Source organism: Kribbella sp. NPDC051770 (assembly GCF_040681455.1).
Lineage (GTDB): Bacteria > Actinomycetota > Actinomycetes > Propionibacteriales > Kribbellaceae > Kribbella.
On record NZ_JBFAYT010000005.1, the window covers coordinates 287922 to 313271 of the forward strand.

Below are 25350 nucleotides of genomic sequence, written 5' to 3' on the forward strand. Positions count from 1 at the left end.
GCGTCCGGCGCCAGGTGACCACCGAGATGCACTAGGTGGCGCGGAACCGCCGAGAGCTGCGGGCTCCGGGGCTTCGGACGCACTGGGCGCAACAGGCCGACCGGCTGTAGAGAACGCCCCGAGGCCCACGGATGCCCTGGGAGAGGCAGCTCGCCCGGTCGCAGGTAACCCGCTGGGATCTTCGGACGCGCTGGGGTCTTCGGACGCGCTGGGGTCTTCGGAAGCGCTGGGTGGGGATCCGCTGTTCGGGCAGTCGCGGGCGCCGGCTCCTCCGCCACCGCCTCCGTCGCGTCCGCGGACTTCGCAGGGTCCGGCGGGACAGCAGAGTCCGGTACGACAGACGCCGCCGCAGGCGCCCGTTGGCGGGCAGCCCGCGGGGCCGGGTGGTCCGGGCCAGCAGGCGGCTAGTCCAGTGCAGCACGCAGGTGGCCAGGCGCAGCACGCAAGTGGCCAGGCGCAGCACGCAAGTGGCCAGGCGCAGCAGGCAGGTGGCCAGGCGCAGCAGTCGGTGTGGCCGGGGGCACCGGTGCAGCAAGCGGGTGGTCCGGTGCGGCAGTCGGGCGGCCCCACAGGACCCGGCGGGCCGGGGCAGCAGGCGGCTGGAGTCGGAGGGCCAGACGGGCCGGAGCAGCAGCCGGGGCCGCAGACGCGGGCCGGCGGACCGGTGCAGGCAGGCGGACCGCAGCCCGCAAGCGGGTCGGCACAGCACGGAGGCGAATCGACACACACACGTGAGCGGCTGCACACCGGTGCACCGCAGCACGTTGGCCCGCCGGCGCATGCTGCTGGCCCGCGTGGTTCGGGGCAGCAGCCGGGTGCTCCGGTTCGGCCGGGTACCGCGGAGGCGCCGGGTGGGCCGAGCGCCGCCGCAGCGCCGGGTGGTGCCGCAACGCCAGGTGGTGCTGTGGCTCCGGGTGGTGCTGTGGCGCCGGGTGGGCCGGTGCAGGCGGGTGGGTACTCGCAGGCAGGTGGAGCAGCGGTGTCGGGCGGGCCGACGTACGTCGGTGGGCGGGGGCAGCCAGTTGGTCCCGGGCAGCCTGGACAGACCCCGTTAGGTGGGCAGGCTCGAGCAGCTGGATCTGCACAGCCGGGTGGGCCGGGGCAGACTCGTGGGATTGGTGGGCAGCAGCCTGGTGGGCCGGCAGTTGGGCAGCCGCCGGGTGGGCCTGGCCGGTCGCCGCAGGGGCAGCCGGGGCAGTACGGGCCGCCGCAGGGTGCGCCGCAGGGACCTGGGCAGTACAGGCCGCCGCAGCAAGGGCCGGGAGCGTGCGGGCCTGGGGCGCAGAGCGGTGCTGGGCCTGCGGCACAGGCTGGTGGGCTGCGGCATGAGCAGGCTGGTGGGTCGCAGGGCGGACCTGGGCTGAGTGAGCCTGGGCCTGCTGCGCCGTACGGGCAGGCTCAGCAGCAGGGGCAGTGGGCGCCACGAGGGGCTGGGCAGGGCGGGCAGCAGGAGCCCGGAGCTCATGGGCCGGGGTCGCAGCAGGCGAACGCTCAGGGGCAGGCGCAGCCCTGGGCTGCGCCTCAGGGGCAAGCACCGCAACCGGTGAGCGGCCAGGGGCAGCCGCGACCCTGGGATGGCGCTCGGGCGCAGGGGTCACAACAGGTGAGTGGCCAGGGGCAAGCTCAGCCGTGGGGTGGCACTCAGGCGCAGGGGCCGCAGCAGGCTGAGGCTCACGGGCAACAGCAGGCGGGGGCCCGCACGCAACAGCAGGTGGGCGCCCACGCGCAACAGCAGGCCGGTGCCCACACGCACCAACAGGCCGGCGCCCAAGGGCAACCCCCGCAGCGGTTGGGGTCTTTGGAGCAGGCCTTGGGGACTCAGGGACAGGTGCCGCTAGGCGCCAGCTCCAGGGCGGACAAGCACGGCTCGCAAGCCCGTCGAGCCGCTCGCAGGGGTGGCGGCTGGCAGGAGCAGGAGATCGGAGGGCCGCCGCCTGATGACGACGGGGATGACGAGTCGTACGGTGTGGTGACCAAACCCTCCGGCGGCAGCGTTCAGCGGGCTCGGCTCATCGGCGCGGTGGCGCTGGTGCTGGTGGCGGTGTTGATCACCGGGTTCAGCGTTTCCTGGTTGTGGACCAACGCCTCGGCGGTTTCGCCGGTGGATGTGCCGGCGGGGACCGCGGGCGGGGTGAAGACGATCAGTCCTTCGCTCCGGCCCTCACCGACGCCTACCCCCGAAGGGCGCGTGATCGGCGGGCTGTTCTACAACGGCCTCGACGACACCATGCCGGTGATGTCCGCGGCCTGGGAGGCGCAGGGCGACCGGACGGGCCTCGCGGCCGGCGCGGGGAGCACGATCGCCGTGCACAAGGAGTACGACGGCGACGACGACTGGGTGAACTACGTCTCCTTCGGCCAGCTGCCCAAGTCCGTCGCGTTCACGAACACTCCCGCGGGCCTCAAGGACGCGACGATCAAGGCGGCCAGTACGGCGCTGGTGCAGCTGTACGACCCGAACGTGAAGCTGATCGGCAAGGCCACGCACCGGCCGTTGACCGTGGACGGGCACGTGGGGCACGAGCTGACGATCAAGGTCGACGTACGGAAGCCGAAGCTGCCGGAGACCTACTCGACGGTGATGGTCGCGGTGGTCGACCGCGGGGACGGTACGGCGGTCGTGTCGGTGGCCGATATCGCCGGGTCCACGCCGCAGTGGTTGCCGGTCTGGCGGACGAAGGTCTCGCAGATCCAGTTCAAGCAGTAGGAAAGGGCCCGCTCCCCGAAGGGAGCGGGCCCCACCATCAGCCCTTGACCTCGAGGCAGATCGTCGTCCAGCGGTCCAGCACGTCCTTCGCGGCCCCGGAGTCGATCGCCTCCGCCGCGCGGTCCATCCCGGCGCGAATCCGCGACGCGACCGTCCCCGGCTGAGCGTCGTACGCCGCCAGAGCAGCGCCCGCATTCAGCAGTACGACGTCCCGCACCGGCCCGCTCTCCCCGTCGAGCAGCGCCCGGACCACCTTCGCGTTGTACGCCGCGTCACCACCGCGCAGCGCCCCCGCGGGAACCGGCTCGATCCCCAGCTCACGCGGATCGAGCGTCACCGGCCCCTCGACCGACCCGCCGCCGACCGACCACACCTGCGACGTCGTCATCGTGGTCAGCTCGTCGAGCCCGTCGTCGCCGTGGAAGACCAGCGCGTCGATCCCCCGCCGCGCCAGGACGCCGGCCATCAGCCCGGCGATCCGGCTGTCGCCGACGCCGACCGCCTGGGCGGACGGGTTGCCGGGGTTGGCCAGCGGGCCGAGGAAGTTGAACGTGGTCGGTACGCCGAGCTCGCGGCGCGGGACGGCCGCGTGCCGCAGCGCCGGGTGGAACGCGGGCGCGAAGCAGAACGTGATCCCGGCCCGCTCCCCCACGGCCGCGACCTGGGCCGCGGTCAGGTCGAGCGGGATCCCGAGCTCTTCCAGTACGTCGGCAGCGCCGCACGCCGACGAGGCGGCCCGGTTGCCGTGCTTGAGGATCTTCGCCCCGGCGCCGGCCGCGACGATCGCCGACATCGTGGAGATGTTCACCGTGTGCGCTTGGTCACCTCCGGTGCCGACGACGTCCAGCGTGCGGCCGGACACCTCCAGCCGGGTGGCGAAGTCGCGCATGGTGGTGACCAGGCCCTCGACCTCGGTGACCGTCTCGCCCTTGGACCGCAGGGCGATCACGAACCCGGCCAGCTGCGCCGGCGAGGCCGCGCCGGACAGGATCTGCTCCATCGCCCAGCCGGTGGCGGCGCTGTCCAGGTCCTCGTGCCGCAGCAGCGGGTTGAGCACCTGGGGCCAGGTGAAAGCGGCGGTCATCGCCGGGTCAGGTCGTCGCGGGCAGCGACTCGACCCGCTGCCGGAGCAGCCCGGCGGTCACCTCGGCGAGCCGGACCGGGTCGATCGGGTGCGAGACCGCGGCCTCGGCGCGCGACCAGGTGGCCAGCCAGGCGTCCTGCGGACGGCCGGTGATCACCAGCACCGGCGGGCAGCGGAAGATCTCGTCCTTGAGCTGCCGGGCGATCCCCATCCCGCCGGCCGGGACGGCCTCGCCGTCCAGGATGGCCAGGTCGATGCCGCCCTTGTCCATGGTCTTGATCACGGCCGGCTCGGTCGCGCACTCGAAGTACTCGAGCTCGGGCAGATCGGCGGCGGGCCGCTTGCCCAGGGCCAGCCGGACCGACTCCCGCGTCGTACGGTCGTCGCTGTAGACCAGCACCTTCAGCGGACGCTCTGAACTCATCGCTTCATCCCAAGCTGTGTGTGGACGTCGAGGTAACACCGCGCATGTTACCGGGGTGCCTGCCCGGCTCTGCGCGCCTGCTCCTCCAACCGGTCCAGCCGCCGGTCCTCGCGGCGCGCCTCCCGCTGGGACTGGCGCACCCACTGCACGAACAGGACGCCGAAGAAGACGATCCCGACGATGTCGCCGGAGCCCCAGAGCAGACCGCCGGCGATGTACTGGTCACGCAGCGGCGAGGGCGGCCAGGAACGGCCGAACGCGGTGTACCAATCCTCGGCGATCAGCGTGTTGGCGGACATGATCGTGATCCCGAGGAAGGCGTGGAACGGCAGCGTCAGGAAGGTCAGGATCAGCCGGAACGGGTAGATCACCCGGCCGGGCACCGGGTCCAGGCCGAGCAGCGGCCAGAAGAACAGCGAGCCGACGGCGATGAAGTGCAGGTGCAGCAGGTCGTGCAGGAGTGTGGAGCGCAGCGTCGCGTCGTACCAGCCGCTGAAGTAGAGCGCCCAGGGGCTGAGCACGAACAGCGTGAACCCGATCAGCGGGAAGCAGATCACCTTCGCGAACCGCGAGTGCAGCACGGAGAGCAACCATCCGCGCGGTTTCTGCGGAAGGGTGCGCAGAGCAAGCGTCACCGGCGCACCGAGCGCCATCGCGAGCGGCGTCAGCATCGACAGCACCATGTGCTGGGCCATGTGCACGCTGATCAGCACCGTGTCGTACGCCCCGAGCACCGACTGGGTGGCGATCACCGCGCTGCCCAGGCCGACGCCGACGAACGCGAACGTGCGGCCGCGCGACCACTTGTCGCCCCGCGCACGCAGCCGGTGTACGCCGTACAGGTAGAGGGCGCCGACGGCCACGATCACCGCCAGCAGCACCGGTTCGAAGGTCCAGGCGGTCAGCAGCCGCAGCGGTGTGATCGGCTCGATCTGATCGCCTGGTCCGGCGTGAAGGGGAAGCACGCCTCCACAGTAGAAACCAGAAAGCGCCGACATGCATGGGGGTGGGCGTGCTGTCAGGAACCCGGACCGACATAATGACCGCGTGGCCACTGCAACCGCACTCCCAGCGTCCCGTGAACACGGACATCACGACCGTCCCAGCATGGTCAGTGTCGGCACGATCGTCTGGCTCGCGAGCGAACTGATGTTCTTCGCCGCCCTCTTCGCGGCGTACTTCACGATCCGGTCGGTGACGACCGCCGCCGCGGCACCGGGGACGGAGACTCTGTGGGACGCCTCCACAGCGCTCCTGAACATCCCGTTCGCGGCGATCAACACCACGATCCTGGTGCTGTCGTCGTTCACCTGCCAGTTCGGCGTCTTCGCCGCCGAGCACGGCCGAGTCGGCCGCACCGGTTCGGCGCTGAACGTCCGCTCCTGGGGCATGCGTGAGTGGTTCATCCTCACCTACCTGATGGGCGCGGTCTTCATCGCCGGCCAGGTGACGGAGTACGCCACGCTGATCCACGAGGGTGTGACGATCGCCTCGTCGCCGTACGGATCGGTCTTCTACCTGACCACCGGGTTCCACGGTCTGCACGTGACCGGCGGTCTCATCGCTTTCGTGTACGTGCTCGCACGCACGTACATGGCCCGTAAGTTCACCCACGAACAGGCCGTCTCGGCGATCGTCGTGTCGTACTACTGGCACTTCGTCGACGTGGTCTGGATCGCCCTGTTCGCGACCATCTACCTGCTCAAATGAGTGAGAAGAGACTTTCCTTGTCACCGGCGCGCTTTCTGTCTGCGCGACGACGGCACCGGTCAGCCGGCCTCGTCGTGCTCCTGTTCGGCCTGTTGGCAGTGGGTTCGGCGTACGCCGCCTTCGCCCCTGACAACGCGGTCGCCGACAACTCGGCCCAGTCCCAGCAGATCGAGGAGGGCAAGAAGCTCTTCGCGGTCGGCTGCGCCAGCTGCCACGGCCTGAACGCCGAGGGCGGCGGCAACGGCGAGGGCAAGTTCGCCGGTCCGTCGCTGATCGGCGTCGGCGCGGCCGCGGTCGACTTCCAGGTCGGCACCGGCCGGATGCCGGCCATGCAGCCCGGCGCCCAGATCCCGCGCAAGACCCCGGCGTACACGCCGGAGGAGATCGAGGCCCTGGCCGCGTACGTCGCGTCGCTGGCGCCCGGCCCGGCGGTGCCGGCGTCGGACTCCTACGACATCAGCAAGGCCACCGACGAGCAGGTCACCCGCGGCGGCGAGCTGTTCCGGACCAACTGCACCGCCTGCCACAACTTCGCCGGCAAGGGTGGCGCGCTGCCGAACGGCCGCTACGCCCCGTCGCTGATGGGCGTGGACCCCAAGCACATCTACGAGGCGATGCTCACCGGTCCGCAGCAGATGCCGGTCTTCTCCGACCAGGTGCTGCAGCCGCAGGACAAGCGCGACATCATCGCGTACCTGAACGCCCTGCAGGAGCAGAAGGACCCCGGTGGCTTCGGGCTCGGCCGTCTCGGCCCCGTCTCCGAGGGTCTGTGGGGCTGGCTGGTCGGTATCGGCCTGCTGGTCTGCGTAGCGGTCTGGATCGGCGCCAAGGGCGTCAAGGCCAAGGGAGCGAAGGCCGAATGAGCGACGACAAGGACAACCTCCCCGTGAAGAGCGGGGACGACCACGGCCACGGCGCCGTGGAGGTCTCGGAGCCGATTCCCGACCCGGGCATCGAGCCGCACGAGCACCGGATCACCGACATCGACCCGAAGGCCGCCGACCGCGTCGAGCGGCAGGTCGCGACGATGTTCTCGCTGGCCGGCCTGCTCGCGCTCGGCGCCTGCGTCGCGTACTTCGCGATCCCGCGCGACGCAACGCTGGTCTTCGGACCGCTGTCCGGCAACGCGAACAACATGACGATCGGCCTGTGCCTGGGCCTGGCGCTGTTCCTGATCGGGGCCGGCGCCATCCAGTGGGCCAAGAAGCTGATGGTCGACACCGAGATCGTCGAGTACCGGCACCCCGGCCACGGGACGCCGGAGCAGAAGGCCGACATCATCGAGGGCTTCCAGACCGGTGTCGCGGAGTCCGGGTTCACCCGCCGCAAGCTGATCCGGCGCTCGCTGATCGGCGCGATGGCGCTGCTCGGCCTGCCGGCCATCGTGCTGCTGCGAGACCTCGGCCCGGCGCCGGGCCGCAAGCTGTACGACACCATCTGGGCCAAGGGCATCCGGGTCGTCAACGACGTCACGCTGCGCCCGATCAAGCCGTCCGACCTGATCGTCGGCCAGCTGGTCAACGCGGCCCCCGCGAACCTCGCTCCGATCCAGGAGGAGAGCGGCGTCGAGTACCAGAACGCCAAGGCCAAGGCCGCCGTGATCGTGGTGCGGATCGCACCGAACGAGATCCGGACCCCGGCCGGCCGCGAGAACTGGGGCGTCGACGGCATCCTGTGCTACTCCAAGATCTGCACCCACGTCGGGTGCCCGATCTCGCTGTACGAGCAGACCACCCACCACGTGCTCTGCCCGTGCCACCAGTCGACGTTCGACCTGGCCGACGGAGCGAAGGTCATCTTCGGCCCCGCGGCCCGTCCGCTGCCTCAGCTACCCTTGGCCGTGGACGCTGAGGGCTACCTGGTCGCGCAGAGCGGCTTCACCGAACCGGTCGGCCCGAGCTTCTGGGAACGAGGGTGACAACAGTGGCCACGAAAGAACTTCCCCCGCCGGTAGCCTGGCTCGACGACCGGACCGGGCTGTCCAAGCTCGGCAAGAAGAACCTGCGCAAGGTCTTCCCCGACCACTGGTCGTTCATGCTCGGTGAGATCGCCCTCTACAGCTTCATCATCCTGCTGCTGACCGGCGTCTTCCTCACCCTGTGGTTCAAGCCGTCGATGGCCGAGGTCGAGTACCAGGGCTCGTACAGCCTGCTCAAGGGCCTGCACATGTCCGAGGCCTACGCCTCGACCCTCGACATCTCGTTCGACATCCGCGGCGGTCTGCTGATGCGGCAGATCCACCACTGGGCGGCCGTGCTGTTCGTCGCCTCGATGATGGTCCACCTGCTGCGCACCTTCTTCACCGGCGCGTTCCGCAAGCCACGCGAGCTGAACTGGGTGATCGGCTTCGGGATGCTGTTCCTCGGCATCATCGAGGGCTTCATCGGCTACGGCCTCCCCGACGACCTGCTCTCCGGAACGGGTCTGCGGATCACCCAGGGCATGATCCAGGCCTCCCCGGTGATCGGGACCTGGCTGAGCTTCTTCATCTTCGGCGGCGAGTTCCCGGGCGACGACTTCGTGTCCCGGTTCTTCACCGTGCACGTGCTGCTGATCCCCGGCCTGATCCTGGCGCTGGTCACCGCGCACCTGATCCTGGTCGTGTACCACAAGCACACCCAGTACCCCGGTCCCGGCCGGACCGAGAAGAACGTCGTCGGCTACCCGCTGATGCCGGTCTACATGGCCAAGGCCGGCGGCTTCTTCTTCGTCGTCTTCGGCATCACCGCCCTGATGGGCGCACTGCTGCAGATCAACCCGGTCTGGCTGTACGGCCCGTACAACCCGGCCGAGGTGACCGCAGGCTCGCAGCCCGACTGGTACATGGGCTGGCTGGAAGGCTCGGTCCGCATCATGCCCGGCTTCGAGTCCCACTTCTGGGGCGTGACGCTGAGCTGGAACCTGCTGATCCCGGCGCTGATCATCCCGCCCGCGTTCGTCACCCTGGTGGCCCTCTACCCGTTCATCGAGCAGTGGATCACCGGCGACAAGCGGGAGCACCACCTGCTCGACCGGCCGCGCAACGTCCCGACCCGGACCGGGATCGGCGCCGCGTTCATCACCTTCTACGGCCTGCTGTGGATCGGTGGCGGTAACGACCTGATCGCGACCCACTTCGGTGTCTCGCTCAACTCGGTCACCTGGTTCTTGCGGTTCGCGGTGTTCCTCGGCCCGGTGTTCGCCTTCTGGGTGACCCGGCGGATCGCGATCTCGCTCCAGCGCGCCGACAACGACCGGCTGCTGCACGGCCTGGAGACCGGCGTCATCATGCGGTCGCCCGACGGCGAGTACACCGAGCGGCACGCCCCGATCTCGAACTACGAGGCGTACGCCCTGACCGCCCGCGAGCGGCAGCTGCCCCTCGAGGTCGGCCCGGAGACGGACGAGAACGGCGTCGCGGCCCCGCACCGCGGCCTGACCAAGATCCGGGCGGCGCTGTCGCGCTTCTACTTCGCCGACGCGGTGCAGAAGCCGACCGCGGCGGAGATCGAGGAAGCACACGCCCACGGCCACGGCCACGACGACCACGAGGAGCTCGGCCACAGCACCGAGGTCCCCGGCGTCACCGGCACGGTCGAGACCGACGACGAGACGGCCCGAGAGCAGATCTCGAAGCACTGACGTTCGGTACGACGAAGGCCCCGGCTCCTTGTGAGCCGGGGCCTTTCGCTTTGCGCCGACGGTTGTCGGATCGCCGGTGGTTGCCGGTTGCCGGTTGCCGGTTGCCGGTTGCCGGTTGCCCCGAGACGATCTCCTGGTCAGTGCCGGAAGACGATCCTCCCGGGCGCGTGCTTGCGCTCACTCAACTCGTGCGCCGCCGGCGCCTCCTCGAGCGCGAAGGTCGCCGCCACGGGGATCCGCAGCTTGCCCTGGCCGGCGAGGCGTACCGCCTCCGCGAGCCCGTGCACCGCGAGCTGGTCAGCCGCGCCGACCGCCTCCCCCGTCTCATCAGCGGGCGCGCTGTGCGACATGTGTACGCCGTACTGCGCAGCGGAGAAGTCAGCGATCGTCACCACCCGCCCCGGATCCCCCGCGATCGCCACCAACTGAGGCAACGAGCCACCAGCACAGTCGAACACCGCGTCGACGTCCTCAGCACCCAACTTCCGAACGCGCTCCTCCAGCCCCGGCCCGTACGTCGTCGGCTCAGCTCCCAGCCCCCGCAGAAACCCATGGTTCCCCTCGCTCGCCGTACCGATCACCCGAGCCCCACGAGCCACCGCCAGCTGCACGGCGACGCTCCCCACTCCCCCAGCGGCCCCCTGGACCAGCACCGTATGCCCTGAGCGGACCTGTAGCCGGTCCAGGACGCGCGTAGCCGTCTCCACGCTCCCAGCGGCCCCTCCAGCCTCCTCCCAGCCCCACACAGCCGGTTTAGGCGCCCAAGCAGCCAGTACGACGAAGTCCGCGTTCGCCGCCCGCCCCTCCATCGTCGCCATCCCGAACACCTCGTCCCCGATCCGCACCCCGGCCGCCAGGTCGACGGCCCCCGGGCCGATCTCGTCCACCACCCCGGCGGCATCGAAGCCCGTCCGCCACGGGAAGCTCGCCGGGAGGATCTCCCGATACCGCCCGGCCCGGATCGCCGTCTCCCCCACCGACAGCCCCGACGCCCGCGTCGCGATCCGGATCTGCCCCGGACCCGCGTGCGGCTCCTCGACCTCGGCCACCCGCAGCACCCCGGGCGGCCCGTACTCGCTGAACTCGATCACTCTCATGCCCGCGAACGTAACGGAACACCCCGTCCGTTTAGCTAAAGTGAGAAGCGTGACGACACAAGTGGGAGCACCGCTGCGCTCCGACGCCCGCGACAACCGCAAGCGCATCCTCGCCGTGGCCCGCCTGGCCTTCGCCGCGGAGGGTCTCGACGTCCCCATCCGCGAGATCGCCCGCCGCGCGGAGGTCGGTGTGGCGACCCTCTACCGCCACTTCCCCACCAAGGAGGCCCTGCACGCCGCGGCGTTCGCCGAGCAGATGACGCTCTGCTCCACGATCGTCCAGGACGCCCTCGACGCCCCCGACCCGTGGCACGGCTTCAGCCAGATGGTCGAACGCATGATGGAGCAGCACGCCCTCGACCGAGGCTTCGCCCGCGCCTTCACCTCCAGCCTCCCACCCGCCGCCGGCCTGGCCGCCGAACGCGACCGCACCCTGCGCGCCCTCCTGGACCTGATCACCCGCACCAAGTCCGCCGGCGCCCTCCGCGACGACTTCGTTGTCGAGGACCTGTCCCTCGCCCTGATGGCCAACGAAGGCATCCGCGCCGCCACCCCCGCCCTCCGACTAGCCGCCTCCCGCCGCTTCGCGGCTTTCATCCTCCAGTCCTTCCAGGCCAACCCCGTACGTCGAGACCTCCCGCCCGCAGTCCACCTGCCGCTCACCCGCGCCTGACCCTGCCCGTTCCCGCGCGTGCTCTGCCAGAGCCCGAACGCAAGAAACCGCCTCACCCGAAGGTGAGGCGGTCCCAGGAAACGCAGATCAGGCGAGCGCCGAGCCCGCCTTGTACTTGGTCCAGCTGTCGTTCCAGTCGGTCCAGCCGTTGCCGGGGGTCATCGGGCGGTTGGTGCCGGTGACGACGACGGGGTCGCCGCGCAGGGTCTGGGCGAAGTACCAGGCGCCGTCCTTGAGGCTCATGCCGACGCAGCCGTGGCTGACGTTCTCGCTGCCCTGGCTGCCGGCCGACCACGGCGCGCCGTGGATGAACTCGCCGGAGCTGGTCACCCGCTGGGCGTACTGGACGTCGTGGATGTCGTAGTACTCCGGGTCGCCGGGCTGGATGCCGACGGTGCGGGCGTCCATCCGCTTGGTGCGGTACTTCTCCATGATCACCTTCACGCCGCTGCGGGTGGTGAACCCGTCCTTGCCGGCGGTGATCGGGATCGTACGGGCCAGCTTGCCGTTGATGGTGACGGCCATCGTGTGCTTCTTGACGTCGACCTTGGTGACGACCGACTTGCCGATCGTGAAGTCGATCTGGCGGCTCGCCGAGCCCCAGACGCCGCCGCCGGCGTTGACGCCCTGGGTGGCGATGTTCACGGTCACCTTCGTGCCGGCGGGCCAGTAGTTCTTCGGCCGGTAGTTGACCTGCTTGCTGTTCATCCAGTGCCAGCTGCCCTCGACCGGGACCGAGGTCTTCACCGAGAGCCGCTTCTCGACCGCGGCGCGGTCCTTGACGGTGTTGTTCCAGAAGATCTGGATCGGCATCGCGACGCCGACGGTCTCGCCGTCGAGCGGCGCCACCGAGGCCTTCAGCCGGGTGCTCGCGGCCAGCGTCTTGAACGTGGAGCTGATCTGCACGGTCTTGCCGTCGCCGCCCTGCGCGGACCCAGCCACCGTGTACGTCGAACCCGGCTTCAGCTGCGGCAGCGACGTCCACTCCGACTTGGCGTCGTTGAACGAGCCGCTGACCTTGCCGCCGTCCTTGTCGCTGACGGTGACGCTCTGCAGCGTGCCGGAGCTGGTGACGACCTTGACCGGCTGGTCCGGGCGCACCGCCGCGGCGTTCTTGGCCGGCGTGACGGTCACGTTCGCCGCGGCCGGGTCGGTCGTCGGGGTCTGACTGTTGTCGTCACCGGGCGTGTTCGACGCGCCCGCCGACGGGCTGCCGCTCTGCTGGGACGCGGGTGGACCTCCGGCGTCGGTGTCACTACACGCTGCGGCGACGACCAGCATCGCGCAGATCCCCGCCACGGCCAGGCCGCGCTTGCGCACCGAACTACCCAACACCCTGTGCTCCCCTGAGATTCGTTCCACCGCCCGAACAAGCCTAGCTCGCCCCGGCGACAGTCCAGACGCACCAGATCGCCACCGGTACGACGGGCCCGTCGAGGCCCGCAGTACTGATGACGATCGGAACGGTCTTTTAGTTGACTTTTCCGTCGGTGCGCCCGTCAGTGAGCGTGGTCACCGCGGTAGTACTCGAAGATGAAACCGGACAGCGCGACGATGCCCAGCCCGACGCCGATGATGAACAGCCACCAGCCGAAGACGAGTCCGAGCACGACCACCGACAGCGTCGCGGCGCACCACAGCGGCCACCACGAGTACGGCGGGAAGAAGCCGAGCTCACCGGCCCCCTCGACGATCTCGGCTTCCTTGCGGTCCTCCGGACGGGGGTCCATCCGGCGGGCGGTGATGCTCAGGTAGAACGTCACCAGCAGTGCCAGGAAGAACGTCATCACCAGCGCGGTGGTCCCGGTCGGGTCCTCCGACATCAGCCAGTAGATCGGGGCGACGATCAGGACGAACAGCGTGACGATGCCGAAGACCCAGGCCTCGACCTTCATGCCTTACCCTCTCCGTCCGTGCTGGTACCGGCGTTCATGTTGCGCTCGAGGTTCTCGACCCGGCCCTGGTCCTCGCCGGCGTCGAGCAGGTTGTCCCGGGGTGCGCCGCTGTCGGCGTACTCGGCCAGGGCGATCTCCGGGTGGTGGAGGTCGAAGGCCGGGGACTCCGAGCGGATCCGGGGCAGGCTGACGAAGTTGTGCCGCGGCGGCGGCGAGCTGGTCGCCCACTCCAGCGACCGGCCCCAGCCCCACGGGTCGTCGACGCCGACCAGCGGCGCCTTGCGGGACTTGTAGACGTTGTAGAAGAACGGCAGCATCGACAGGCCGAGCACGAAGGCACCGATGCTGGAGACCTCGTTCAGCGTGGTGAAGCCCTCGTTCGCGCCGTACGACGCGTAGCGCCGCGGCATGCCCTCGACACCCAGCCAGTGCTGCACCAGGAACGTCGTGTGGAAGCCGATGAACAGCAGCCAGAAGTGCAGCTTGCCGAGCTTCTCGTCGAGCATCCGGCCGGTCATCTTGGGCCACCAGAAGTAGAAGCCCGCGAACATCGCGAACACCACGGTGCCGAACACCACGTAGTGGAAGTGCGCCACCACGAAGTAGGAGTCGGACAGCTGGTAGTCCAGGGCCGGGGAGGCCAGGATGACGCCGGTCAGACCACCGAACAGGAAGGTGGTGAGGAAGCCGATCGACCACAGCATCGGGGTGTCGAACGACAGCGAGCCGCCCCACATCGTCCCGATCCAGTTGAAGAACTTCACCCCGGTGGGCACCGCGATCAGGAACGTCATGAAGGAGAAGAACGGCAGGTTCACCGCTCCGGTGACGTACATGTGGTGCGCCCAGACCGCCACCGACAGGACGGCGATCCACAGCGTCGCGCCGACCAGGCCGATGTAGCCGAAGACCGGCTTGCGGCTGAACACCGGCAGGATCTCGGTGATGATGCCGAAGAACGGCAGCGCGATGATGTAGACCTCGGGATGCCCGAAGAACCAGAACAGGTGCTGCCACAGCAGTGGACCACCGTTGGCCGCGTCGAAGACGTGAGCCCCCAAGGCTCGATCCGCCTCCAGCATCAGCAGCGCGCCGGCCAGGATCGGGAACGCGATCAGCACCAGGATCGAGGTCACCAGGATGTTCCAGGTGAAGATCGGCATCCGGAACATCGTCATACCGGGCGCGCGCATGGTGATGATCGTGGTGACGAAGTTGACCGCACCGAGGATCGTGCCCAGACCGGCCAGGTACAGACCCATGATCCACAGGTCACCGCCGACGCCCGGCGAACGGACCGCGTTCGACAGCGGGGCGTAGGCGAACCAGCCGAAGTCGGCCGCGCCGCCCGGGGTGAAGAACCCGGAGATCGTGATCGTGCCGCCGAACAGGAACAGCCAGTAGCTGAACATGTTGAGCCGCGGGAACGCGACGTCGGGGGCACCGATCTGGACCGGCATGATCACGTTCGCGAAGCCGACGAACAGCGGCGTCGCGAACAGCAGCAGCATGATCGTGCCGTGCATCGTGAAGAGCTGGTTGTAGACCTCCTCGTTCACGATCTGCAGACCCGGCTTGGCCAGCTCGGCGCGGATCAGCAGCGCCATCACGCCGCCGATCAGGAAGAAGATGAACGAGGTGATCAGGTACAGGTGACCGATCAGCTTGTGGTCGGTGGTGGTGAGCCACTTGACCGCGATCTGGCCTTTGCTGCGCCGCCTCGGCAGCGCAGTCGCGGCGCCCACGGCGCCGCTACGCTCGGCGAAGTCGGTCACTTCTCGCCCTCCTGCTCCCCGTGGCCGGGAATGGTGGTTGCGTCCTGGCCACCGACGGCGGCACCGGTCTGGCCCTTGGCCGCCAGCTCGCGCAGGTGGGCCTGGTACTCGTCGGCGGTGACCACGCGGACGGTGAAGATCATCCGGCTGTGGTAGAGGCCGCAGAGCTCGGCGCACTTGCCCGCGAAGGTGCCGGTCTTGGTCGGCGTCAGCTCGAACTTCCCGGTCCGGCCGGGGATGACGTCGAGCTTGAAGTAGAAGGCCGGCACCCAGAAGGAGTGGATGACGTCCGGCGAGGTCAGCTCGAACTCGACCGACTCGTTCACCGGCAGCACCAGCTCGGCGGGCTGGTCGAGCGTTCCGGTCTCCCAGACGCCCTGCTGCCCGTCGACGGTGTCCTTGTAGTTGAAGGTCCACTGCCACTGCTGGCCGACCACGTTGATCTGGTGCGTCGAGGCACCGGAGTTCCGGGTGATCTCGTTGCCGTGCTCGACGGTGTAGAAGAACAGCACACCGATGATCGCGAACGGCGCGAGCGTGTAGAGCACCTCGAGCGGCAGGTTGTAGCGCGTCTGCCGCGGGGCGTCCTCGCTGCGCCGGCGGTACCGCACCACGGCGAACAGGATCAGGCCCCAGACCGCCACACCGATGACCAGCGCGGCGATCCACGTCCCGACCCACAGGCTACGGACAGCCTCGGTCCGGTCCGAAGCACCCTCCGGCAGTCCAATTCGTTTCCACTGCGCGTTGGTCTCCGACGAGCAGCCGGTCAGCAGCAATGTGCCGACCACTACCGCTGCCGGGACCAGCAGGCGTCGCTTCGCCGGACGTGCGGCGGCGCGGGTCTGCTGACCCGCCGCTCGCGCGACCACTCCGGACGTGCCGTTCGAACCCACGGGGCGCCTTTCCCTTCCCAGGTGAGACTGACGACAGAACACTACTGGACAGCCTCCCGACTTCTGCGCACAGGTAGGGCTTAGCGTTTCCTCCGTGAGCAACCGTGCATACCTGGACGCCGCAAGTGCCGAGGAACTGCACCCTGCCGCACGTGAGGTGTTGCTCCAGGCACTCGATTCCGGGTGGGCCGATCCGGCCCGTCTGCACCACGAGGGACGGACCGCGCGGCTGCTGCTCGACAACGCTCGCGCGGTGCTCGCCGACGGGGTCGGCGTCCGCCCGGACGAGCTGTTTCTGACCACATCCGGGACCGCTGCGATCCATGCCGGTCTGCCCGCGGTCGCGGCCGCCCGGCGACGGATCGGCACCACGGTGGTGCACTCCGCGGTCGAGCACTCGGCCGTGCTGCACGCCGCAGCAACAGCCGGTACGCCGTACGAGGTGCCCGTCGACCAGCTCGGCCGCGTCGACGCCGACGACTTCGCCACCCAGCTCCAGCAGCCCGGCATAGCGCTGGCCGCGTTGCAGACGGCCAATCACGAGGTCGGCACCCGCCAGCCCGTGGAAGCACTCGGCGAGGTCGCACGAGCTGCCGGCGTCCCCCTGTTCGTGGACGCGGCAGCAACAGTCGGTCACGAGCAGATCCCCGCCGGGTGGTCGGTGCTGAGCGCAAGTGCTCACAAGTGGGGCGGCCCGGCCGGTGTCGGACTGCTCGCCGTACGGAAGGGCACGCGGCTCGCACCGGCCTGGCCGGTCGACGAGCGCGAGGACGGTCTCTCCCCTGGCCACCCGAACGTCCCAGCAACACTGGCTGCGGCCGCTGCTCTCCAGGCCCGGCTGCAGGAAGCCGATGCCTTGGACAAGCAGCACCGCGCCTGGATCGCCGAGCTGCGGACCCGCATCGCCGCCGACCTCACCGACGTCGAGGTGGTGGGCGACCCCGACGACCGCCTCCCCCATGTCCTGACCTTCTCGTGCCTGTATGTCGACGGCGAGGCCCTGGTCACCGCACTGGACGCCGAAGGCTTCTCCGTCTCCAGCGGCTCAGCCTGTACGGCGAGCACGCTGCGCCCGTCGCATGTCCTCGCAGCCATGGGCGTACTCACCCACGGCAACGTCCGCGTCTCGCTGGGCCGCACCACCACGTACGACGACGTCGACCGCTTCGCCCAGGTCCTCCCCGGCCTGGTCCAGCGGATCCGCGCGGAGGTGGGCATGTGACGACCCTCGACTGCCGCGGCATGCTCTGCCCGCTCCCGGTGATCAAGCTCGCCCAGGCCTTCCCGGCGCTGACTGTCGGCGACAGCATCGCCGTACTGGCCGACGACCCGGCCGCCGCGACGGACATCCCCGCCTGGTGCAGGATGCGCGGCCAGGAGCTGGTCGCCGCCGAGGACGGCCGGTACGTCGTACGCAAACTCAGCTGACACGACGCCGCGCGGTCGGCAGACTCTCGGGATGACCGACTTTGCGTACAAACCGACGCTGACCGGCGAGCTGGTCGTGCTGCGGGTGCTGGACGAGCAGGACTTCCCGGCGATGAAGGCCGCGATGGACGACCCGGAGGTGGCCCGGCTGACCGGGAGCCACGGTGCGATCAGCGACGAGAAGGCGCTGGAGTGGATGCGCACCCGCAAGGACCAGCCGGACCGGCTCGACCTGGCGATCGTCGACAAGGCGACCGGGCAGACCGTCGGCGAGGCGGTGCTGAACGAGTACGACGAGGACAACCAGGCCTGCAACTTCCGGATCCTGATCGGGCCGAGCGGCCGCAACCGCGGCCTCGGCACCGAGGCGACCAAGCTGATCGTCGGCTACGGGATCGAGAAGCTGGGCCTGCACCGGATCAGCCTCGGCGTCTACGCGTTCAACCCGCGCGCGCAGCGGGCCTACGAGAAGGCCGGGTTCGTGGTCGAGGGGCGGTTGCGTGACGACCTGCTGTGGGAGGGCGAGTGGGTCGACTCGATCGTGATGTCGGTGCTGGCTACCGAGTGGCCGGTAGGTTCGGCCGTGTGACCGAACGTTTCGCCGTACTGACCGGGGCCGGGATCTCGACCGCGTCGGGGATCCCGGACTTCCGCGGGCCGCAGGGCCTGTGGACGAAGGACCCGGCCGCGCAGGCCATGTTCGACATCGACGAGTACGTCGCGTCGCCGCGGGTCCGGGCGGCGGCCTGGAAGCACCGGCTCGCCGCGCCCGCCTGGACGGCCGAGCCGAACGCCGGGCACCGCGCGCTGGCCGAGCTCGAGCGCCAGGGCCGGCTGACCGCGCTGATCACGCAGAACATCGACGGGCTGCACCAGAAGGCGGGCTCGGTGAACGTGCTGGAGCTGCACGGGACGGTCTGGTTCGTCGACTGCCTGCAGTGCGCGCGGCGGATCCCGATGGCCGAGCTGCTCCCGCGGCTCGACGCCGGTGAGGAGGACCCGGCGTGCGAGGTGTGCGGCGGGATCCTCAAGTCGGCGACGGTTTCTTTTGGCCAGTCGCTGGATCAGCAGGTCCTTGAGGCAGCGGTCGCGGCGACGGAGGCGTGCGACACGTTCCTGGCGGTCGGTACGTCGTTGCAGGTGTACCCGGCGGCTGGTCTGTGCGATGTCGCGCTGAAGGCCGGCAAGCGTTTGATCATCATGAACGCCCAGCCGACGCCGTACGACGATGAGGCCGACCAACTCCTGCACACTCCGATCGAGACCACCCTGCCCGATCTGCTCGCCGTGACCTGAGCGCGACCTCCGACCCCTTCCCCCGCCCGGGGTCCCGGGCTAGCGTCCCGGGCAGATTGTCCTGTCCTGGGAGGGGAACCCGTGATGCTCAGGTTCGTCATGCGCCGTGCCCGTTGGCTGGCCGGAGCGACCGCGGTCGCCGTGGTCGCGGTCAGTCTCGGTACGCCGTCCGCAGCACCTGCCGGCCCCTCCGCGGAGCGGGTGATCACGCTCGCCGGGTCGCTGCAGAGCGAGCTGGGTTGCGCCGGGGACTGGGACCCCGGCTGCGCGCAGACCTCGCTGGGCGCCGCAGCGCCGTACGGCAAGGTCTTCGACGTGCCCGCGGGCAGCTACGAGTACAAGGTGACCGTCAACGGCGGCTGGGACGAGAACTACGGCGCCGGCGGCGTCCTGAACGGGCCGAACATCCCGCTCACGCTCGCGGGCCCGGCCAAGGTGCGGTTCAGCTACGACGACACGACGCACGTCGTCAGCGTCACGCCGGTCGACCTGGCCGGTACGACGCCGACCGCGGCCGACAAGGCGCTCGCCTCCCCGAGCCTGCGCCAGGACCTGACCAAGGAACGCTTCTACTTCCTGATGGCCGACCGGTTCGCCAACGGCGACAAGTCCAACGACGCGGGCGGCCTGACCGGCGACCGGCTGACCACCGGGCTCGACCCGACCGACAAGGGCTTCTACCACGGCGGCGACCTGGCCGGCGTGATGCAGAAGCTCGACTACATCAAGTCGCTCGGGACGACGAGCATCTGGCTGACGCCGTCGTTCAAGAACCGGCCGGTGCAGGGCTCGGGCGCGGACGTCAGCGCCGGGTACCACGGCTACTGGATCACCGACTTCACCCAGATCGACCCGCACCTGGGCACCAACGCGGACATGCAGAAGCTGATCAAGCTCGCCCACGGCAAGGGCATGAAGGTCTTCTTCGACATCATCACCAACCACACCGCGGACGTGATCGCCTACCAGTCCGGCCAGTACGGCTACATCCCGAAGTCGACGTCGCCGTACAAGGACGCCGCGGGCAACGTCTTCGACGACAAGCAGTACGCCGGCGGCGACACCTTCCCGCCGCTGGACCGCAACACCAGCTTCCCGAACGTGCCGGTCTTCAGGACACCGGCCGACGAGACCGTGAAGCAGCCGGCCTGGCTGAACGACCCGACGCTCTACCACAACCGCGGCGACTCGACCTTCGCCGGCGAGAGCGCGGAGTACGGCGACTTCGTCGGCCTGGACGATCTGTTCACCGAGCAGCCGAAGGTCCGGGACGGGATGATCGACGTCTACAAGACCTGGGCCGAGCTCGGCATCGACGGGTTCCGGATCGACACCGTGAAGCACGTGAACCTGGAGTTCTGGCAGAAGTTCTCGCCGGAGATCCTGAAGGCCGCGAAGGCCAAGGGGTCGAAGGACTTCTTCATGTTCGGCGAGGTCTTCGACGCCGATCCCAAGTTCATGTCGACGTACACGACCTCCGGCGCGCTGCAGGCGACGCTCGACTTCGGCTTCCAGCAGAGCGCGGTCGCGTTCGCCAAGGGCGACCCGTCGACGAAGCTGCGCGACTTCTACGCCAACGACGACTACTACACCGACGCGGACTCGAACGCGTACCAGCTGCCGACGTTCCTCGGGAACCACGACATGGGCCGGGTCGGCACGTTCCTCAAGCAGTCCGGGGCAGCGGGTCAGGAACTCCTGCAGCGTGACAAGCTCGCGCACTCGCTGATGTTCCTCACCCGCGGCCAGCCGGTGATCTACTACGGCGACGAGCAGGGCTTCACCGGGCCGGGCGGCGACAAGGACGCGCGGCAGGACATGTTCGCGACCCAGACCAGCGACTACGCCGACGACGAGGTGGTCGACGGGACCGGGACGTCGACGATCGGCAGCAAGGACTCGTTCAACATCCAGGCACCGATGTACAAGCACATCGCGGCGCTGCAGAAGCTGCGGGCGAAGTACCCGGCGCTGAGCGACGGGACGCAGATCCACCGGTACTCGTCGAACGCCGGCGGGCTCTACGCGTTCAGCCGGCTCGGCGCGGACAAGGTCGAGTACCTGGTCGTGTCGAACAACGCGACGACCGCGAAGACGGCGACGGTGCCGACGTACGGCTCTCGCGTGTTCCGGCCGGTGTACGGCGGCACCAAGTCGTTCGTCACCGACCGGGAAGGGCGGGCCACGCTGACCCAGCCGCCGCTGTCCGTCACGGTCTACCAGGCCGTGTCCAAGGTGCCGCACCGCTCGAAGGCCCCTTCGGTCTACATGAGCTCGCCGGAGCCCGGCGCAACGGTCGGCGGGCGCGCCGAGATCGCCGCCGCGGTGCCGGAGAACACACCGGTCACCGTCACCTTCGGCGTCCGCCCGGTCGGTACGACGGCCTGGCAGCGCCTCGGCGCCGACGACAACGCGCCGTACCGGGTCTTCCACGACGTCTCGAAGCTCGCCAAGGGCACCCTGCTGGAGTACCGCGCCGTCCTCAAGGATGCCTCAGGCAACTACTCCGTCTCCGGCTCGTACGGCGTGGCCGGCGACCCGCCGCCGCCCGGTGGCGGCGGGGGTGGCGGTGGCGGCCCGGTCACCCAGCCCGCGAACGTGAGCGTGCCCGGCGACCACAACAGCGAGATGGGCTGCGCCGCGGACTGGTCGCCGGACTGCGACCAGGCGCAGCTGACGCTGGACCCGGACGACAAGGTCTGGAAGGGCACCTACACGCTGCCCGCGGGTGAGCACGCGTACAAGGCCGCGATCAACAAGACCTGGGACGAGAACTACGGGGCCGGGGGCAACCTCAACGGCGCGAACATCTCCTACACCGCGCCGGCCACCCCGACCACGTTCTACTACGAGCACGGCCGGCACTTCGTCACCTCGGACGCGCAGGGCCCGATCGTCACCGTGCCCGGGTCGTTCCAGTCCGAGCTGGGCTGCCCGGCCGACTGGTCGCCCGACTGCATGCGGCCCTGGTTGACCGACCAGGACGGCGACGGCACCTTCACCTGGTCGACGAGCGAGTTGGGAGCGGGCAGCTATGAGGCGAAGGTCGCGCACGGCCTGTCGTGGGACGAGAGCTACGGCGCCGGCGGCAGCCCGGCCGGCGCGAACATCCCGATCACCGTTCCCGGAGACGGGCTCGTCGTCACGTTCTCGTACGTGCTCGCGACCCACCTGCTCACGGTGACGACGTCGAAGCCGGGCGCGCAGCCCGACCTGAAACAGGCCAAGGCGCACTGGGTCGCGAAGGACCTGCTCGCCGTGCCGCCGGTCGCGCACCCGGAGCGGTCGCGCTGGCGGCTGCACTGGTCGCCGACCGGTGGGCTCGCGGTCGACGCGGACGACATCGGCGGTTCGTCGTCGGGGCTGCGTGTCGATCCTCGCGGCCTGCCGTCGGAGATCCTGACTCGCTTCCCCGCGCTGAAGGGGTACACCGCGCTCCGGCTCGACCACGCCGACGCGCGCAAGATCCTCAAGGGCCAGCTCGGGCTCGCCCAGTACGACGACGCCGGGCGGCTGCTCGACGCGACCGGGGTGCAGCTCCCCGGCGTACTGGACGACGTGTACGGCGCCGCGGTCGGGCGCTCGTACGGCGTGACGTGGCACGGCGGCGTCCCGCGGTTCACGCTGTGGGCGCCGACCGCGCAGAAGGTGTCGCTGCTGATCGGCGGGCAGCGGGTGGCGATGCGGGAGTCGTCGGACGGGTCGTGGACCGCGGACGGGCGGCGGCAGTGGGCCGGCGCGCAGTACCGGTACGAGGTGACCGTCTACGCGCCGAGCACCGGCAAGGTCGAGACGAACGTGGTCACCGACCCGTACTCGGTCGCGCTGACCACCGACTCGGCGTACTCGGTCGCGGTGGATCTCGACGACCCGGCCGGGAAGCCCGCGCTCTGGTCGCGGACGCCGGTGCCGCCGCTGGCGCGGTCGGTCGACTCGACGATCTACGAGCTGCACGTGCGCGACTTCTCGATCAACGACAGCACCGTCCCGGCGGCGCACCGCGGGACCTACCTCGCGTTCGCCGACGAGGGCGCCGGGACCAAGCACCTGCGCAAGCTCGCGCAGGCCGGGCTGAACACCGTGCACCTGCTGCCGACGTTCGACATCGCGTCGATCCCCGAGGGCGCGCAGGAGCAGCCTGCGTGCGATCTCAAGGCGCTGCCTGCGGACTCCGAGCAGCAGCAGGCGTGCGTCACCGCGGTCGCCGCGAAGGACGGCTTCAACTGGGGCTACGACCCGTACCACTGGCTCGCGCCGGAGGGCTCGTACGCCGTACAGAAGGACGGGCTGAGCCGGGTCGCCGAGTTCCGCACGATGGTCGGCGGGCTGCACAAGTCGGGGCTGCGGGTGGTGCTCGACCAGGTGTACAACCACACGCCGGCGGCTGGTCAGGCGCCGACATCGGTGCTCGACAAGGTTGTCCCCGGCTACTACCAGCGGCTGAACGCCTCGGGTGCGGTCGAGACGTCGACGTGCTGCAGCAACATCGCGACCGAGCATGCGATGGCCGAGAAGATCATGGTCGACAGTACGGTGTCGTGGGCGCGGAACTACCGCGTCGACGGCTTCCGCTTCGACCTGATGGGGCATCACAGCAAGGCGAACATGCTGAAGGTGCGCGCGGCGCTGGACAAGCTGACCGTCGCGCGGGACGGCGTGGACGGCAAGAAGGTGACCCTGTACGGCGAGGGCTGGAACTTCGGCGAGGTCGCCGACAACGCGCTGTTCGAGCAGGCGACGCAGGGGAACCTCGGCGGGACCGGGATCGCGACGTTCTCGGACCGGCTGCGGGACGCCGTACGGGGTGGCGGGCCGTTCGACGAGGACCCGCGGGTGCAGGGCTTCGGGTCAGGTGCGGCTTCGGATCCGAACGGGGCGCCGGTCAACGGGTCGGCTGCTGACCAAGCTCGTAGGCTCGCCCATGACACGGACTTGGTTCAGCTCGGCCTGGCCGGGAACCTGCGGGCGTTCACCTTCAAGTCGGCCGACGGCGGGGCCGTCGTACGGGGTGACGGGGTCGACTACAACGGCTCACCGGCCGGCTACGCCGACCAGCCCAACGAGGTGATCACGTACGTCGATGCCCACGACAACGAGACGCTGTGGGACTCGCTGACCTTCAAGCTGCCGGCGTCGATGCCGATGGCCGATCGGGTCCGGATGAACACCTTGTCGCTGGCAACCACTGCGTTGTCCCAGACCCCGTCGTTCTGGCACGCCGGTGCTGATCTGCTCCGCAGCAAGTCGCTGGACCGCAACTCCTACGACTCCGGCGACTGGTTCAACCAGCTCGACTGGACGGGCGCCGACAACGGCTTCGGCCACGGCCTCCCGCCGAAGCCGGACAACGAGGCGAAGTGGTCGTTCATGAAGCCGCTGCTCGCTGATGCTTCTCTGAAGCCGACGGCCGCTGACGTGGCTACCGCGTCGTCCTCGGCCGCCGACCTGTTGAAGCTCCGCTTCTCGAGCCCGCTGTTCCGGCTGGGATCCGCGGGGTTGATCAACCAGAAGCTCACCTTCCCGCTCAGCGGCACTCCTGCCGCTGTCCCGGGAGTCGTGACGATGCGCATCGACGACACGGTCGGGCCTGATGTCGACCCGGCGCTGAAGGGCGTGGTGGTGGTCTTCAACTCGACCGCTTCCACGGTGAGCCAGCAGCTCCCGGGGCTGGCCGGCGCCAATCTGTCGTTGTCGCCTGTCCAGGCCGCCGGGTCCGACCCGGTGGTCAAGCAGACGACTTGGACGGCTGGGACCGGCACGGTGTCGGTGCCGGCCCGAACGGTCGCCGTACTGGTCCAGCGTTAGGGCACTCTGACGACGAGCGCCGAGGGGTCGACCTCGGCGCTCAGGATGCGGCCGGTCTCGATCGTGTCGCCGTCGAGCTCCCGGCGTACGGGGCTGGCGGCCTTCACCTGGATGCGCTGCCCCGTGAAGCGCTGGATGTGGCGGCCCTCGTTCAGGGACTTGACGACCAAGCTGAGAGCCAGCCGCGGCCAGTGGCTGATCCGGCGCGGCGCGAGCACCACCAGGTCGATCTGGCCGTCGTCGGGCTCGGCGTCGGGCAGCAGCGGGATGTTGGCCTGCAGCGTGCCGACGTTGCCGATCACCACCGTGCGGGCCCGGCGCTTGATCGGCGCCGCGTCGTCCACGGAGATCTCGACCTCGACGAACGGATGGTTGAGGTTGCGCACCGTCGACACGACGTACGCCGCCCAGCCGACCCGCTTCTTGAGGTCATCAGGAGCGTCGGCGATGATCGCCGCGTCCAGCCCAAGCCCAGCCATCACCACGAACCGGTCGTCGCCGAGCTGATCGCCCTTGACCAGCACGCTGTCGATCCGCTGCTCGGACCCGTCCAGCACCTGGCCGAGCGCGACGTCGAGGTCGAGCGAGATCCCCAGGTTGCGGGCGAGCAGGTTCCCGGTTCCCGCGGGAAGGACAGCGACCGGGATGTCGGTCCGCGCCAGCTCGGCGCAGACCACCCGGACCGTCCCGTCCCCGCCGGCCACGACCACGAGGTCGGCGGTCTCGTCGATCGCCCGGTGCGCCATCGCGTACCCGGCGTCGTCCTCGGTCGTCTCCAGCCACAGCGTGTCGTCGAACCCGCGTTCGGTCAGCGCGGCGTCGACCTTCGCGCGGAACGCGTCGACGTCACCGACCTTGATCGGGTTCAGGATCACCGCGGCCCGCGGCTGGGCTTGTGTCGTCACCGGCAGAGCCTGTCTGTTCAGGGGAATGGAGGTG

At 69.6% G+C, this 25350-nt stretch carries 20 protein-coding genes; 11 read left to right on the forward strand and 9 right to left on the reverse strand.

Translation table 11 applies throughout. The features are described 5' to 3' along the window. Positions 1–1969: 1969 nt before the first annotated feature. Positions 1970–2707 (forward strand): hypothetical protein, encoded by a 738-nt coding sequence (locus AB0M01_RS19130; RefSeq protein ID WP_363671123.1) that lies wholly within the window; start codon positions 1970–1972, stop codon positions 2705–2707. Between the two features lie 37 nt (positions 2708–2744). Here AB0M01_RS19130 and trpD read toward each other — a convergent pair whose 3' ends face one another. Genes trpD through AB0M01_RS19145 form a run of 3 tightly spaced genes read right to left on the reverse strand, consistent with a single transcriptional unit; the run spans position 2745 to position 5180 of the window. Continuing rightward, on the reverse strand, positions 2745–3791 hold the full coding sequence (gene trpD, locus AB0M01_RS19135) for an anthranilate phosphoribosyltransferase (RefSeq protein WP_363671125.1): 1047 nt from the start codon (positions 3789–3791) through the stop codon (positions 2745–2747). 7 nt (positions 3792–3798) lie between these two features. Further along, positions 3799–4215, reverse strand: a complete 417-nt coding sequence (locus AB0M01_RS19140) for a response regulator transcription factor (RefSeq protein WP_184793991.1) — start codon at positions 4213–4215, stop codon at positions 3799–3801. A gap of 47 nt (positions 4216–4262) precedes the next feature. Next, positions 4263–5180: a cytochrome c oxidase assembly protein gene (locus tag AB0M01_RS19145; RefSeq protein ID WP_363671127.1), complete on the reverse strand. Its 918-nt coding sequence runs from the start codon at positions 5178–5180 to the stop codon at positions 4263–4265. A gap of 82 nt (positions 5181–5262) precedes the next feature. Between AB0M01_RS19145 and AB0M01_RS19150 the strand changes: the two genes are divergently transcribed. Genes AB0M01_RS19150 through AB0M01_RS19165 form a run of 4 tightly spaced genes read left to right on the forward strand, consistent with a single transcriptional unit; the run spans position 5263 to position 9546 of the window. Next, positions 5263–5925 (forward strand): heme-copper oxidase subunit III, encoded by a 663-nt coding sequence (locus AB0M01_RS19150; protein ID WP_363671129.1) that lies wholly within the window; start codon positions 5263–5265, stop codon positions 5923–5925. Beyond that, positions 5922–6788 (forward strand): c-type cytochrome, encoded by an 867-nt coding sequence (locus tag AB0M01_RS19155; RefSeq protein ID WP_363671131.1) that lies wholly within the window; start codon positions 5922–5924, stop codon positions 6786–6788. Before AB0M01_RS19150 ends, AB0M01_RS19155 begins: the two co-directional genes overlap by 4 nt. Then, positions 6785–7843 carry a Rieske 2Fe-2S domain-containing protein gene (locus AB0M01_RS19160; protein WP_363671133.1) on the forward strand — a complete coding sequence of 353 codons (1059 nt, stop codon included), beginning with the start codon at positions 6785–6787 and terminating at the stop codon, positions 7841–7843. The genes AB0M01_RS19155 and AB0M01_RS19160 overlap by 4 nt, the downstream gene beginning before the upstream one ends. A 5-nt stretch (positions 7844–7848) precedes the next feature. Continuing rightward, complete coding sequence (locus AB0M01_RS19165; protein WP_363671135.1) at positions 7849–9546, forward strand: ubiquinol-cytochrome c reductase cytochrome b subunit; 1698 nt, start codon at positions 7849–7851, stop codon at positions 9544–9546. Between the two features lie 137 nt (positions 9547–9683). On the opposite strand, the gene AB0M01_RS19170 is transcribed toward AB0M01_RS19165, so the two are convergent. Further along, positions 9684–10643, reverse strand: a complete 960-nt coding sequence (locus AB0M01_RS19170; RefSeq protein WP_363671137.1) for an NADP-dependent oxidoreductase — start codon at positions 10641–10643, stop codon at positions 9684–9686. A gap of 49 nt (positions 10644–10692) precedes the next feature. On the opposite strand from AB0M01_RS19170, the gene AB0M01_RS19175 reads away from it, so the two are divergent. Next, positions 10693–11316 (forward strand): helix-turn-helix domain-containing protein, encoded by a 624-nt coding sequence (locus tag AB0M01_RS19175; RefSeq protein ID WP_363671139.1) that lies wholly within the window; start codon positions 10693–10695, stop codon positions 11314–11316. A gap of 87 nt (positions 11317–11403) precedes the next feature. Here the strand turns inward: AB0M01_RS19175 and AB0M01_RS19180 are convergent, their stop codons facing one another. From AB0M01_RS19180 to coxB, 4 genes are all read right to left on the reverse strand, one after another. Then, positions 11404–12651, reverse strand: a complete 1248-nt coding sequence (locus AB0M01_RS19180; RefSeq protein ID WP_363671141.1) for an Ig-like domain-containing protein — start codon at positions 12649–12651, stop codon at positions 11404–11406. A gap of 164 nt (positions 12652–12815) precedes the next feature. Beyond that, positions 12816–13211: a cytochrome c oxidase subunit 4 gene (locus AB0M01_RS19185; protein ID WP_363671144.1), complete on the reverse strand. Its 396-nt coding sequence runs from the start codon at positions 13209–13211 to the stop codon at positions 12816–12818. Then, positions 13208–14956: a cytochrome c oxidase subunit I gene (ctaD, locus tag AB0M01_RS19190; RefSeq protein WP_363671592.1), complete on the reverse strand. Its 1749-nt coding sequence runs from the start codon at positions 14954–14956 to the stop codon at positions 13208–13210. Before ctaD ends, AB0M01_RS19185 begins: the two co-directional genes overlap by 4 nt. 26 nt (positions 14957–14982) lie before the next feature. After that, positions 14983–15882 (reverse strand): cytochrome c oxidase subunit II, encoded by a 900-nt coding sequence (coxB, locus tag AB0M01_RS19195; RefSeq protein WP_363671146.1) that lies wholly within the window; start codon positions 15880–15882, stop codon positions 14983–14985. A 94-nt stretch (positions 15883–15976) separates the two neighbouring features. Between coxB and AB0M01_RS19200 the strand changes: the two genes are divergently transcribed. From AB0M01_RS19200 to pulA, 5 genes are all read left to right on the forward strand, one after another. Next, a complete protein-coding gene (locus AB0M01_RS19200; RefSeq protein WP_363671148.1) occupies positions 15977–17104 on the forward strand; it encodes an aminotransferase class V-fold PLP-dependent enzyme in 1128 nt (375 codons plus the stop codon). Then, positions 17101–17310 carry a sulfurtransferase TusA family protein gene (locus tag AB0M01_RS19205; RefSeq protein ID WP_363671150.1) on the forward strand — a complete coding sequence of 70 codons (210 nt, stop codon included), beginning with the start codon at positions 17101–17103 and terminating at the stop codon, positions 17308–17310. Before AB0M01_RS19200 ends, AB0M01_RS19205 begins: the two co-directional genes overlap by 4 nt. A 31-nt stretch (positions 17311–17341) precedes the next feature. After that, complete coding sequence (locus AB0M01_RS19210) at positions 17342–17899, forward strand: GNAT family protein (protein WP_363671152.1); 558 nt, start codon at positions 17342–17344, stop codon at positions 17897–17899. Further along, entirely contained in the window at positions 17896–18606 is a 711-nt protein-coding gene (locus tag AB0M01_RS19215) for a Sir2 family NAD-dependent protein deacetylase (protein WP_363671154.1), read from the forward strand. The genes AB0M01_RS19210 and AB0M01_RS19215 overlap by 4 nt, the downstream gene beginning before the upstream one ends. A gap of 99 nt (positions 18607–18705) precedes the next feature. After that, the gene (gene pulA / locus AB0M01_RS19220; protein WP_363671156.1) at positions 18706–24411 is read left to right on the forward strand and encodes a pullulanase-type alpha-1,6-glucosidase; all 5706 of its coding nucleotides are present in this window, start codon (positions 18706–18708) and stop codon (positions 24409–24411) included. Here the strand turns inward: pulA and AB0M01_RS19225 are convergent. Next, positions 24408–25316: a diacylglycerol kinase family protein gene (locus tag AB0M01_RS19225; protein WP_363671158.1), complete on the reverse strand. Its 909-nt coding sequence runs from the start codon at positions 25314–25316 to the stop codon at positions 24408–24410. The two genes, pulA and AB0M01_RS19225, sit on opposite strands and share 4 nt — an antisense overlap. Between the last annotated feature and the right edge of the window lie 34 nt (positions 25317–25350).

Excerpts from the sequence above, each read along its gene's own strand:
- AB0M01_RS19160 (WP_363671133.1), top strand. The coding sequence starts at position 6,785 with ATGAGCGACGACAAGGACAACCTCCCCGTGAAGAGCGGGGACGACCAC.
- AB0M01_RS19170 (WP_363671137.1), bottom strand. The coding sequence starts at position 10,643 with ATGAGAGTGATCGAGTTCAGCGAGTACGGGCCGCCCGGGGTGCTGCGG.
- AB0M01_RS19185 (WP_363671144.1), bottom strand. The coding sequence starts at position 13,211 with ATGAAGGTCGAGGCCTGGGTCTTCGGCATCGTCACGCTGTTCGTCCTG.
- AB0M01_RS19140 (WP_184793991.1), bottom strand. The coding sequence starts at position 4,215 with ATGAGTTCAGAGCGTCCGCTGAAGGTGCTGGTCTACAGCGACGACCGT.
- AB0M01_RS19155 (WP_363671131.1), top strand. The coding sequence starts at position 5,922 with ATGAGTGAGAAGAGACTTTCCTTGTCACCGGCGCGCTTTCTGTCTGCG.
- trpD (WP_363671125.1), bottom strand. The coding sequence starts at position 3,791 with ATGACCGCCGCTTTCACCTGGCCCCAGGTGCTCAACCCGCTGCTGCGG.
- pulA (WP_363671156.1), top strand. The coding sequence starts at position 18,706 with ATGCGCCGTGCCCGTTGGCTGGCCGGAGCGACCGCGGTCGCCGTGGTC.
- AB0M01_RS19210 (WP_363671152.1), top strand. The coding sequence starts at position 17,342 with ATGACCGACTTTGCGTACAAACCGACGCTGACCGGCGAGCTGGTCGTG.